Source organism: Brevibacillus dissolubilis, assembly GCF_006170445.1.
In the GTDB taxonomy this organism is placed as follows: Bacteria; Bacillota; Bacilli; order Brevibacillales; family Brevibacillaceae; genus Brevibacillus_B; species Brevibacillus_B dissolubilis.
Genome location: NZ_VCNA01000001.1, coordinates 20,196 through 32,947 on the forward strand (window position 1 = coordinate 20,196; position 12,752 = coordinate 32,947).

At 46.9% G+C, this 12,752-nt stretch carries 9 protein-coding genes; all 9 read left to right on the top strand.

The annotated features are described in order from the left end of the window. Nucleotides 1-14 precede the first annotated feature (14 nt). The 9 genes from FGI41_RS00100 to FGI41_RS00140 all read left to right on the top strand — a co-directional run bounded on the left by FGI41_RS00100 (nucleotide 15) and on the right by FGI41_RS00140 (nucleotide 12,736). Nucleotides 15-4,487, top strand: coding sequence for a non-ribosomal peptide synthetase (locus FGI41_RS00100; protein ID WP_255298240.1), 4,473 nt, complete (start codon nucleotides 15-17; stop codon nucleotides 4,485-4,487). A 695-nt stretch (nucleotides 4,488-5,182) separates the two neighbouring features. After that, nucleotides 5,183-6,166, top strand: a complete 984-nt coding sequence (locus FGI41_RS00105; protein ID WP_139487891.1) for a cysteine peptidase family C39 domain-containing protein — start codon at nucleotides 5,183-5,185, stop codon at nucleotides 6,164-6,166. Beyond that, nucleotides 6,159-6,428, top strand: a complete 270-nt coding sequence (locus FGI41_RS00110; RefSeq protein WP_139487892.1) for a Rossmann-fold NAD(P)-binding domain-containing protein — start codon at nucleotides 6,159-6,161, stop codon at nucleotides 6,426-6,428. Before FGI41_RS00105 ends, FGI41_RS00110 begins: the two co-directional genes overlap by 8 nt. A 175-nt stretch (nucleotides 6,429-6,603) precedes the next feature. After that, complete coding sequence (locus FGI41_RS00115) at nucleotides 6,604-6,879, top strand: YueH family protein (RefSeq protein WP_139487893.1); 276 nt, start codon at nucleotides 6,604-6,606, stop codon at nucleotides 6,877-6,879. A 257-nt stretch (nucleotides 6,880-7,136) separates the two neighbouring features. After that, on the top strand, nucleotides 7,137-10,241 hold the full coding sequence (locus FGI41_RS00120) for a cyclic peptide export ABC transporter (protein WP_139487894.1): 3,105 nt from the start codon (nucleotides 7,137-7,139) through the stop codon (nucleotides 10,239-10,241). A gap of 27 nt (nucleotides 10,242-10,268) precedes the next feature. Beyond that, on the top strand, nucleotides 10,269-11,321 hold the full coding sequence (locus FGI41_RS00125; RefSeq protein WP_139487895.1) for a hypothetical protein: 1,053 nt from the start codon (nucleotides 10,269-10,271) through the stop codon (nucleotides 11,319-11,321). A 12-nt stretch (nucleotides 11,322-11,333) separates the two neighbouring features. After that, nucleotides 11,334-11,585, top strand: a complete 252-nt coding sequence (locus FGI41_RS00130) for an acyl carrier protein (protein ID WP_139487896.1) — start codon at nucleotides 11,334-11,336, stop codon at nucleotides 11,583-11,585. Between the two features lie 12 nt (nucleotides 11,586-11,597). Next, nucleotides 11,598-12,455, top strand: a complete 858-nt coding sequence (locus FGI41_RS00135) for a 3-hydroxyacyl-CoA dehydrogenase family protein (RefSeq protein ID WP_139487897.1) — start codon at nucleotides 11,598-11,600, stop codon at nucleotides 12,453-12,455. 41 nt (nucleotides 12,456-12,496) lie between these two features. After that, the gene (locus FGI41_RS00140; RefSeq protein WP_139487898.1) at nucleotides 12,497-12,736 is read left to right on the top strand and encodes an acyl carrier protein; all 240 of its coding nucleotides are present in this window, start codon (nucleotides 12,497-12,499) and stop codon (nucleotides 12,734-12,736) included. Nucleotides 12,737-12,752: the final 16 nt, after the last annotated feature.

Genomic DNA, 12,752 nt, shown 5'->3' on the forward strand with positions numbered 1-12,752 from the left:
CGATGTGGACACATATGAATTATCCCCTGTCGCATCCCCAGAAACGGATTTGGTACATTGAAAAGTTCTATCCAAACACTTCGATGTACAACATTGGTGGTCTGGTACGAATTAGAGGGAACGTGAATTTTGTCATATTGGAAAAGGCTATTCAGCTTTTCATCCAGAAGAATCAGGGGTTGCATCTGCAAATCACTGAGCAGGATGGGGAGCCGAGACAATACGTGCAACCTTATCAGAAGCAACCTCTTCGCTATCTTGATTTTTCTCAGGCGATTGAACCTGTGAAAGCGGCTGACGAGTGGGCCGAGAATGAGTTTCGAACAGGCTTTACCTTCTATGACAGCCCACTCTACGATTTTGCTCTCTTACATATTTCCGAAGTGGAGAACGCTTACTTCGTCAAGCTGCATCATATCGTGTCAGATGGCTGGACGATTTTGCTGATGACCGAACAGATCAGCCGATTCTACGAGAAGCTTCTGGCGGGAGAAGAGGTAGATGAGTCTGTCACGTCCAGCTATATCGATTATCTGGAGCAGGAGCAGAACTATCTCCACTCGCCCCGTTTTGAAAAGAGTAAAGCCTACTGGAACAGCAGAATGAGCAACCTGCCCCAGCAGTTTCTGTATAAAAGCTCAGATTCTGTGGTTGGCTGCCGTCTGCGTACCTATCTTGAAGCAGATATGTCGTGCAAGGTTCAGGAGTTTGTGAAAAACCACAAATGTTCGCTGAATACGCTTTTTACTGCACTGGTTTTTGTCTATCTCTACAAAACAACGGGACAAGATGACATCATGATCGGTGTACCTGTTCTCAACCGTTCAGGGGTAAAAGAGAAGAGCATCGTCGGGATGTTTACCAGTACTATGCCATTCCGCGCCACGGTCCCGCAAGAGCTCAGCATGGCCGAATGGATAAAGGAAGTGGATGACGGCTTGCGCCAGTGCCTGTTCCACCAAAAATATCCGTATGATCTACTGGTACAGGACATCCAACTGACGCAAAAAGGCTATGATAACCTGTTCCAGTGGTGTGTCAATTATTACAATACCAAGCTGAACAATGTCCTCGACGGTGTACCATTGGAGAATGACGAGTTCTATAGCGGGCATCAATCTTACTCCTTGCAATTGGTGATCAAAGAATGGACAGGTACAGATAAGCTGGAGCTGCAATGGGACTATAAGACAAGCGATTACACCGAGACCCAGATGAAACGTCTGTACCAACAAATGATGTATCTGTTAGAGCAGGTGATGGCCCAGCCGGAGCAATCAGTCAAGGACTTGCAGTTGCTTAGGGAGAGCGAGCGTCAGGAACTTTTATTCCAGCGCAACCAGACCGCGGCCGATTATCCGCAAGAGACTGTCCATCTATTGTTCGAGCGACAGGTGGAAGCGACACCGGATGCGGTCGGTGTGATTTTTGCTGATCAACGGTATTCCTATCGGCAAATCAATGAACGTTCCAACCAATTGGCACACACCCTGCGTGAAAAAGGAGTAGGACCAGGCACTCTGGTCGGTCTGATGACTACTCACTCGGTCGAGACGATTATCGCCATCCTAGCCGTACTCAAAGCGGGTGGGGCGTATGTGCCGATTGATCCAGCCTATCCGCTCGATCGATTGAACTATCTGCTCGAAGACTGTGGCACCCGTCTGCTCCTGACCAATCTGGGCGTGCCGGATGGGGTGAACTTCACAGGCGATGTGATCTTCTTGACCGATGATTCGTACTACCATGCCGATACCACGAACCTGGAAGCGATTAACAGCCTCACTGATCCAGCCTATGTCATCTATACATCCGGCTCCACCGGTCAGCCAAAAGGGGCGATCATCGAACATCGCGGTCTGACCAACTATGTCTGGTGGGCGAAAGAAACCTATATCCGGAATCGCGACGATGTATTTGCCTTGTATTCATCCTTATCCTTTGACTTGACCGTCACCTCGATTTTCACTCCGTTGATCCATGGCAATGCGATAGCGGTCTATGCCGAAGACCAGCATGAATTCGTTCTGCACCGCATTTTGCGTGAAAAGACAGCCACGATCCTCAAGCTGACGCCTGCCCACCTGTCTCTGATCAAACATGAAGATAACCGCGATTCCACCGTTCATACCATGATCGTGGGGGGAGAGGACCTGAAGGCGGCCGTCGCTCACGAAGTTGCAGAAAGTTTCGGCGGTCATCTCACCATCTATAACGAATACGGGCCGACAGAGACTGTTGTCGGTTGTATGATTCACCGCTATGACCCATCCACAGACACCGGTTCCTCTGTATCCATCGGCAAACCGATTACCAATGCGCAGATCTATCTGCTGGATCAGCATCTGCAGCCTGTACCAGACGGAGTGACGGGGGAGATCTATATCTCGGGTGACGGCGTAGCACGGGGCTATCACAATCGGCCAGAGCTGACACGCGAACGGTTTATCGCCGATCCCTTCCGTACAGGCAGTCGTATGTACAAGACTGGTGATCTGGCGGTCTGGGAAGAAGATGGCAACATGCTTTATCTGGGCAGAAGCGATACCCAAGTGAAGATAAAAGGCTACCGGATTGAGACAGGTGAGATCGAAAACCATCTGCTTCAATTCCCTGGGGTCCGGGACGCTGTCGTGATTGACCGCACGGATGCGCAAGGCAACATATACCTTGCCGCCTATCTGACAGCAGACCAAGCGATCCCTGCTGTCGTCCTGAAAAATGATCTGGCTTCCTATCTGCCAACTTATATGATTCCGACCTATCTGCTCTTCATCGGGGAAATCCCGCTCACGCCGAATGGAAAAGTAAACCGTAGCGCTCTGCCAGACCCAACCACGATGGAGCTGGACAATACCGTTACCAACCAAGAGATCCAAGAAAAACTGCTCGCGGTCATGCGCGAAACCCTGCAACATGAGGAGATCAGCATCCGTGACAACTTCTTTCTGCTGGGCGGAGACTCGGTAAAAGCGATTCGGATTGTCTCCAAATTGCAGGCAGAAGGCCTTTATGCCCAAGTCAAAGATATCCTGTCCTATCCCGTTTTCGCAGAACTGGCTGCTGCCATCGAATCCAAGCAACCAACCATCGCAAGGCAACACCCGGCAGAAGGTGCAGTCAAGCCGTTGCCGATCAGCGAGTGGTTCCACCAGCAATCTTTTGCCAACCCACATCATTGGAACCAGTCTGTCCTGCTGACACTAAAAAAAGAAGTCTCCGCTGATTTGCTCAGCCGTGCCTGGAGCCGATTGATTGCACAGCACGACTCCCTGCGGCTCGTCTATGATCCTGCCCGGCAAGCCATGGTGTACGACCAGACGCTGACCGATGCACCAGTGCCAATCGAGGTATACGATCTCGCTGATCTGGACCCGGAAGATCAAAGCAACCTGCTCAAACAGCAAGCGGCCACCTGCAAAGCGGGTCTGCATCTGGAAAAAGGCTTCTTATTCCGCATCGCCTTATTCAATATCGGGGCGGGCAGCCAGCAACTGTTGATCACCGCACACCACCTGATCATCGATGCTGTCTCATGGCGCATCCTGCTGGAAGATTTGACAACCCTGCTGGAAGCGGACCGCAACGGTTCCATAGAGGTCAAGCTCCCGGCCAAGACCCACTCGGTACAGGCATGGGCCGAAGCTCTCCATGAATACAGCAAGTCGATGAACATGTTGACTGACGAGCAATCCTATTGGCAATCCGTGGTGCAAGGACCATCCTTGGCATTCCCAATCGATCACGACCATGGTCCTGACGAGTTGGCGGTGTGCGAGACGATCTCGGCCCACTTGTCCGAAGAACTCACCCGCTTGCTTGTAAGCAAAGCTAACCAAGCCTATCATACGCAGACCAATGATCTGCTGGTGACTGCACTCGCCGCCACGATCCATGATGTCATGCCAAAAGGGGAGGTCATGCTGGAGCTGGAGGGGCACGGACGTGAGCCTTTATTTGAGCACATCGACCTGTCCCGTACCATCGGATGGTTCACCTCCATGTATCCAATTCGGCTGCAGGTAACCGATACCGACCCTAATATCCTGATTAAATCGATCAAGGAACAGCTGCGCCATGTCCCGCAAAAAGGGATTGGCTATGGCATCCTCCGCTATTTATCTAAAACCATCACTCATGATGCCCAAGGACTCGTACGTTTCAACTATCTGGGTGACAGCAATATCGGCAACGACTGGCTTAGCCTCTCACCACTCCAACACGGAGCAGAATCCAGTTCAGTCAACCATCTGACAGCGTTGATTGATATTCAGGCGATGATCACAGATAACGTGCTGACGGTTCAGCTCATCTATAGCAGCCGGAAGTTCGCATCGTCTACCATGAATCGTATTCTCGCAGCCTTCATGCAAAACATAGAGAAAATGGTCAATCATTGCTGTGGGAGGGAAGAGACCGATTTTACACCGTCCGACTTCGATACCGTAGATCTTAGCCAGGATGATCTGGACGCACTATTTGACTGATCGACAGAAAATGGCAAAGACCGTGTCAAAACGACACGGTCTTTTTCGTCTAAATTCAACCACTTTTAAAAATTCTGTCATTTACAAAATTCCAATTATTAGCTAGAATATGAATGAAACTAACATTAGTTGGAATTATACAGTTGTTACAAATAAAAAAATAATCACTCAAAAACAATAAACAAACAATTTATATTCTTAAATTTAATAAAAACATTTTTAATAAATATATTGACAAAATTTTTACCAATATTATATTATAATAGTATAAATATGAAGGAGGTGAAAATAATGGCTCTTAAAATCAAAACTGTAGTAAGCTCCGGTGTTGTAGCTTGCGCATAATCCACCTCATGGGTCTTGTTGGGACAGGTTATCCTGGACTGACAGGACCCATAAACTATTCAAAAAAAACATTTTTGTGAACATATAGAATTATGATATATAATAAATGATTTGAAATCATTGACAATAAAAAGTTAGTATTATACATTTTATTCATATTAAGGATGGAGGTGAAAATAATGGCTCTCAAAATCAAAACTGTAGTAGTAGGTACTTCATCTGCTTGCTAATCAGGATTTTCCTTGAGAGAAGCTGATCGGGTCCAGAGATTGGATCCCATCAGCTTCTCTATCCTTATGAATTGTCCGTGTGCCAACACGTACCTATATATAGAAGATCAGGAGGAGACCATGTCTAAATTCCCTGAATGTACAGGCTTCAACTGTTTTTTGGAAGTAATGAGAAGTTGGATTATCTATACAACTGGAATGACCCTTTCTACACCGGTGCTGTTCCTGAGCAGTGGGCGATTGGGTTTTCAATATGAAGCAGTGAAAGATAACGAAACGGTCGTTTTTCCTAGAGTGAAACTCTCTCAGTATTATGACTATGACTCGTTGAAAAATTATCTCGGCATAAATGTCGTCCGCAACGAACCGGCGGAAGAAGCAGCTTGGACTGATATTGAGAACATGCTGGCTGCCGGTAAGATTCCGATCGTGAAGGGATTGAGTAGCTTACTCCCGAATAAGCCGGACGTACAGCCAACCGTCACCTTACTGGCTGTTCACCATTACAATGAACAAGATCAGACCGTAACCGTCTCAAGTACGCTCTATAACGGAACCATTTCTCTGGAAGTACTCCAACAGATCAGATCAGCAATTAAAGATTATAATGAACCTGAATATAGCTGGATTTATTTTGAATGGGAGAAAGAGCTTACCGAAATCTCAGCAGATTACCTGTTGAATCGGGTACGTGACCAACTGGCAGAAGAGGATTTCAAAACCGTTTCTCCACAAAAAATAAGAGAATTCGCAACGGCGCTAAAAGATCTCGTGCAAGTGAAATCCTTTCTGCGCGGAGTGATACTCAAAAACCTCGCCCTTCAAACGCTGCATCCATGGGGCCCGGTAACCTCCAGCGAAAACACCTTCCTCGTGATGCAAGAACTGTCGGAGCAGGGTGTATTGACCGCCGCAACGGCTGATCGATTCGCAACGATTCACCAAGAGTGGAAGACGATTCAAATGATGTTTATCAAAAGTACATTTACATCCTCAACAGAACTGCTCGAGCAGATCATTGGAAAGCTTGGCGTGCTGGCTGATTGGGAGCACGAAGCGTTCACATCCTTAGACGAACAGATAAAGGTGGTTGCTTATGAGTAAGAAATATCTCGTATCTAGTTATTTGGAAATCAATGAAGAAGACGGCGAGTTTTATGTGGTTCAGACTAACCTTGGACGAGTCTTGGAGGTTAATGACGAAGTGATCACCTGCCTTCAATTTTTTAACGAAGCAAGAGACTTTGATCAACTGAAAGCATTTCTCCTGGAGACGGGGTTGGAAAAAGAAGAGACGGTTGACGAACAAGCAAAAGAAGCAATGGATTTGCTCGTTACTCATGAGTTGATTCTGCCAATCGAATAAAAACGTTCAAGTCTGTCAGAAGGATGGGGAGACCCAGTCGATCAGCAGGCCGATGACCATACAAAAAGGCGTGTAAATCCATTCACAGGACTTACCCGCTTTTTTACTTGCGATTCAGACTGATGTGTTTCAAGATCAGTATTTAATAAAGTCGTTTATAAGGAGGTGGTGAGTAATGGAGAAGTATACCGTCACGTTTCATGAGCAACAAGATCTGTCCATTTCGATTTATCTTCAGACATTACCAACAGCCACGGTCATCTCAATTCCTGAAATCGAATGGTCCACGATGATTGGACATGCCATATCCTATCACGAGGTTTTCACTTTGCTCAATAATTCCTTGGTGAAAACATCGCTGGGAGCTTTAGCGGAGGAAGCGGCCCGGAAGATATTGCTTAGTCTCATGATCCAAGGAAGGACTGGACTCGTACAAGCTGTTCCAAAGTAAGGGGAAACTCTATACATAAGCTGGTAGAACGGTAATTGCAGGCTTGATTGTATCATGTTGACATGTTTATACTAAAAATATATTATTATATTAAAATTCTGAATGATATATTAATAATGTAAAATATGTTTCGCCGATAAGGAGTTGTTTAGCTTCATGATTTCCAATTACCGGGTAAAAACTTCCCTTCAAGGTTCTCTTTTTTGCAAACGTTTCCGTAGAACAGACTCAGAGGAGGCAGGGAGGCTTTGAACCACATGAACCCGTTTCAATCTCTCCTGGTACTGATGGCTCTGTTCCTGACTTTGTTGCCATTTGGGACAGTGACAACTGCTCAATCAGCAGTGCCAGACCAATCCAAAATTGAATCGTATATCCTTGACAATATGGAGAAATCCGAAATACCCGGTATGGCTGTTGTACTGATTCAGGATGGCCGCATTGTGATGAAAAAAGGGTATGGATACGCTGACCTCGATCAAGCGAAGCCAGTCACACCGTCCACCTTATTTGAATTAGGTTCTACTTCTAAGGCCTTTACCGGATTGGCCGTTCTGCAGTTGGAACGGGAAGGGAAGCTGAAGCTAAGCGACCCTGTCACCCAATATATCCCCTGGCTGTCGATGACCTATGAAGGTAAGGAACAAGTGATCACACTTGCCGATTTTTTGCATCATACAAGCGGTGTCGGCTACCAGTCGATCGACCGACTGCCCGAAGGTGATTCTCCTGATTCGCTGGAGATGACGGTACGCACGCTTACCGGGCAAGAGCTCAAGCATCAATCGGGCAAGAAGTATGAATATGCGACCATCAATTACGACGTATTAGGACTGGTTATCGAAGAGGTGACACAACAATCCTATGAATCTTATGTAAAAGAAAAGATCATGGGTCCATTGGGGCTGGATCATACATACCTATTCGCTGTCGAAGAAGCAGCAAAAGCGGAAATGGCAACTGGTTACCGCAAAAACTTTACGGAACCACACACGTACCATGCACCATCATTCCGCGGAAATACTCCCGCTGGCTATGTGATCTCCAATGCTGATGATATAGCCCGTTGGATGCAAATTCAAATGGGCGTGGTCACCGATATCCAACTCGATCCCGAACTGATTGAACGCTCCCATCAGCCTAACCGTCGGGTACAGCCGTCATGGGATGGTTCTTCTTATGCAGCCGGCTGGCAAATCTATCAAAAGGATTCCGGGGAAATCTCCCACGGAGGGATCAATCCGGGCTTCTCATCCTATTTTGTCATCCGGCCTGAAGAAAAGCTGGCTGTTGCGGTGCTTGCCAACATCAACTCAGACTATACTCCTGTCATCGCTCAGGGCATTATGAACCAGATTACCGGCGAAAAGCTTCCCGTCATTACCTCGGATACGGTGAGTAAAGTAGACACAATTGCTACGATCCTGCTGTGTGTCATCGTTCCAGCCTCACTCCTGTTCTTGATTGCCACTGTACGCGGGATTGGCCAGACGTTTACAGGCAAGCGGCAGGCCGCACCGATTCGTGCCCGAACAATATTATCTGCCGTGGTGTCGCTTGCTTTTCTGGTCTCGTTCCTAATCGGGATTTATCTGATTCCTTACATTATGTTCGACAAGGTATCGTGGAATTTTATTCGCGTCTGGGCGTCACCGACCCTGTTGTACGCAGGATTCGCTCTGGCAGGCTTGGGAATTACCTTTTATATTCACCAGGTATTTACCACGTTTTTTCCAAAACAAGGGGACAAGCAGTTCCTCACGCTCGTCTTTTTCTCATTCGTCAGTGGTTTTGGTAATGCGTTTATCATTTTTACGATTAATCAAACCTTTGGACGTACGGACAACCTGACCAATGGCTTACTGTATTACTTTGCACTCGGTATTGTGATGTATATCATCGCCCAGAAGATAATCCGTACGAAGTTGACCAAGCTGACCACTCAGATGGTCTATGATAAACGGATGGAGATCGTCAAAAAACTGATGAATACCTCTTATCAGAACATGGAGACAATCGACAATGAAAAAGTGTATGCCAGTTTAAACAATGACACAGAGCAGATCAGTGATTCGATTAATTTAGCTATCACCGGGATCACACATCTGATTACACTTCTCTGCTGTTTTATCTACCTGGGGATGATGAACCTGTATGGGTTGCTGCTTTCCGTGGTGGTGATCGTATTGGCAGCAGGGCTGCACAGCTTCACTGCCAACCGGGCAGGACGAGTCTGGGAAATCACCCGCGATATGCAAAATGTATTCTTTAAGTATATTCATGATCTTCTGTATGGCTTTAAGGAGCTCACCCTGCATCTGGGCAAACGCCGCCATTTTCAAGCAGATATGGATCAGAGCTGCGTCCGTTACCGCGATACCCGCAATGAAGGGATGTTAGCTTTTGTCAATGTTTTTGTCTTGGGAGAATTAATCTTCGTCTTTGTCATCGGGTTTGTCGCATTCGGTTTCTTGGAGATTTTCCCGAATATGTCTAAAGAGATGATTAGTACCTATGTGTTTGTCTTCCTCTATATGACAGGTCCGGTCAACGGGGTACTTCAGTTCCTGCCGCAGATCATCCAGATGAAGATCAGCTGGAAGCGGATCAACGAATTGCTCGCCCATCTGGAATCCATAGAAAACAGTACCCCGGTGGCGATGCCGGATACATCTGCACAGGATCGCTTCGAACTGAGTCTGCAGGATGTAGAGTTCGGTTATAAAAACAAGGAAGGCCAACACTTTTCCGTAGGTCCGATCAACTACCAGTTACGTTCTGGAGAGATCCTCTTCATTACGGGTGGGAACGGGAGCGGTAAGTCGACTCTGGCTAAACTGCTGACTGGACTGTATGCGCCCGATTCCGGCAGGATTACCCTGAATGGCCGGGCGGTGACGGCAGAAGAACTGGGGCAGTACTATTCCGCTATTTTCGGAGATTTTTATCTGTTCGATAGATTGTACGGCATCGAAGTGGAGAACCGGGAGCAGGAGATTCAGGCTTACCTCGATACGCTGCAGCTGACGGATAAAGTCCAGATCACCAATGGCAGCTTTACCACAACCAAGCTTTCCACCGGACAGAAAAAACGACTGGCTCTGCTGGTGACCTATTTGGAAAACCGTCCATTGTGTCTGTTTGATGAATGGGCAGCAGACCAAGACCCGGAATACCGCCGTTTCTTCTATGAATATCTGTTGCCGGAGATGAAACAGAACGGCAAGTGCATTATCGCGATTACCCATGATGATGCCTATTTCCACCTGGCTGACAAGTTAATTAAGCTGGATATGGGACAGATCGTCAATACGGAAACAAGCCAAAGGATAAGCCGACCAGACCAAGAAGTATACGCCTAATCAAAAGGGAAGAAGGGACGATTCACCTTGACTCTCCTCAAACATTCAGTAAAAGAGTCCACATATCGCAGCTATCAATACTACGCGTTTCCGGTCTCCATCCTCGTGAGCCACATGGAACAAAACGAAGGGGTGGAAGCATGGATTCACAGCAATTTTATTCAAGCGTGTTTTGATGAACGTTTGTTTGATGGTGGGGTACCGGTACCATTCGCGCCTTATCAATTCGATTATGCCTTCAACCCGTGGCTCCATACCCAGCGTCTGAGCCGCGAGTTGGTCGGTATGCTGGACCTCGATATCCTTTCATTCATCGTCAAGTCGCTTACACATGGCTTCTGTCTCTATCTCAATGCAGATGAATTCTTTCTGCCTAACCGCCAATTCTATCAAAAACAGAATTACTCCCATGATGTACTCATCTATGGCGTGGATACCGAGCAAGAGCGGCTGTTCCTGATGGGCTATGACGACAACAGTCAATACACCACATTTGAGGCGGGCTATGACGAGTTTCGGCAAGCGTATCAAAGTCTCGACGTGATTGAGAATCACTGTAACCAAATCTATCTGTACCGTTATCAGCCGGAGGGTTCGTATACCTTTCAAATCCATCTGGTGCTCGACTTGATCGAAGACTATCTGTACAGCCGTAACACATCGGAGCGTCTGTACATGGTAGCCGAACCATATGACCGCACCTACGGGCAGAACACGATTGCAAGCGTCCAACGCTATCTCCAATTGTTGATGGAAGGACGAATCGAATTCGATATCCGCATCATCCACTATCTCGTGGAGCATAAAGAGGCGATGCTTCACCGCCTGCGTTATTTGGAGAGAAAAAAATATCTGGATCAAAGCCTTGGGTTTGCCGACACGTATGCGGAACAGGTGTATGGACAGGCCCTCATGTATCGGAACATGATCATGAAATCAGCCATCGACAACAACTCGAAGCGTGTCCAAAGCGTCATCGGTTCCTTGGATCAAATGCGTCAGGATGAGCATGAGCTATTGGTTCGTATGGTTACGCATGCACGTGAACGGGCTGCCAAGCCATTGCAGGAATTTAACTAAGGAGTGACCCCTATGTCTATCGAACAAGAAAGCACGTTACAAAAGCTGGTGAATGAAGTGTTGGAAAGAGAAGGAAACGGTGAGGATATCTCGATGAATGCCAATCTGGGCGAGATCGGTCTTCACTCCATTACCTTCGTCAAACTAGTCGTCCAAATTGAAACCACATTCGGAATCGAATTCGCCAATGAAGACTTAATTATGGAAAAATACGAAACTCTCCGTGACTTGTTGAATTATGTGCAGCAGAAGCTAGAAAGGTAGGTGTGCCGAGCCTTGAATATTGGTGTAATCGGAGCAGGGGTGATGGGGATTGGTGTGGCCCAAAGCGCAGCGCAGGCAGGTCATACCGTCATCCTGATCGACATCTCTGCTGACATCCTCGATAAAGCAAAAAAAGAATTGCAGAAAAACATTCGATTTTCCGCCTTTTACAACCGTGACAAACAGATGGAGCCCGTCGATGAAGTGATGAAGCGCATCACCTTTACCACGGAGTATGAACTGCTCGCCGATGCAGATTTTCTCATCGAGAACGTGCCGGAAGTCTGGGAGATTAAAAAGGAAGTCTACCTCAAAGCAGATCCGATCTGCCCGCCGCATTGTATTTTTCTCGTAAATACCTCCTGCATCTCGATCACCAAAGTAGCAGCCTTGACCAACCGCACTGACAAGGTATTCGGCGTCCATTTTATGAATCCAGTCCCGCTTAAACCAACCGTCGAAGCGATCCGGGGCTTTCATACCTCGGAAGAGACGATTCAACAAAGCCAAGAGTTCCTTGCCTCTATGGGCAAAGAATGCATCATCGTCAACGATATGCCTGGCTTTGTCTCCAACCGCCTGTCGCATCTCTTAATGAACGAAGCAGCTTTTGTCGTACAGGACCAAGTGGCTGAGCCAAAAGATGTAGACGATATTTTCAAAAAATGCTTTAACCACAAAATGGGCCCGCTCGAAACCGCCGATCTGATCGGTCTTGACACCGTCGTCCAATCTCTTGATATCCTGTATGAAAGCTACCAAGACCCGAAGTTCCGTGTCTGCCCACTGTTGCGCAAGATGGTGGATGCCGGGTTGCTCGGCCGCAAATCAGGCCGTGGTTTTTATACGTACGACGAATTTGATCTATAAAATAGTCTTTACATAATTGAACCGGAAAGGTGAAGCAAACAATGGAAAACGCAATCAAAGCAAAAGTAAAAAAATTCCTCTCCCGTTTCTTCAAATCCCAAGAAATCGCAGATGACCAAGATATCTTTTCCCTCGGTTTTGTCAACTCTCTGTTCGCAATGCAGCTAGTTCTCTTTCTGGAAAAAGAGTTTGATATCATGGTCGACACCGAAGATCTTGATCTGGAGAACTTCCGTACGATTGACCTGATCACTTCCTTTGTCGAGAAAAAACAGGCATAAAAACATGAACCAATCA

Coding starts and splice junctions, on each gene's coding strand:
- FGI41_RS00105 (WP_139487891.1), top strand. CDS start 5,183: ATGTCTAAATTCCCTGAATGTACAGGCTTCAACTGTTTTTTGGAAGTA.
- FGI41_RS00110 (WP_139487892.1), top strand. CDS start 6,159: ATGAGTAAGAAATATCTCGTATCTAGTTATTTGGAAATCAATGAAGAA.
- FGI41_RS00140 (WP_139487898.1), top strand. CDS start 12,497: ATGGAAAACGCAATCAAAGCAAAAGTAAAAAAATTCCTCTCCCGTTTC.
- FGI41_RS00120 (WP_139487894.1), top strand. CDS start 7,137: ATGAACCCGTTTCAATCTCTCCTGGTACTGATGGCTCTGTTCCTGACT.
- FGI41_RS00100 (WP_255298240.1), top strand. CDS start 15: ATGAATTATCCCCTGTCGCATCCCCAGAAACGGATTTGGTACATTGAA.
- FGI41_RS00130 (WP_139487896.1), top strand. CDS start 11,334: ATGTCTATCGAACAAGAAAGCACGTTACAAAAGCTGGTGAATGAAGTG.
- FGI41_RS00115 (WP_139487893.1), top strand. CDS start 6,604: ATGGAGAAGTATACCGTCACGTTTCATGAGCAACAAGATCTGTCCATT.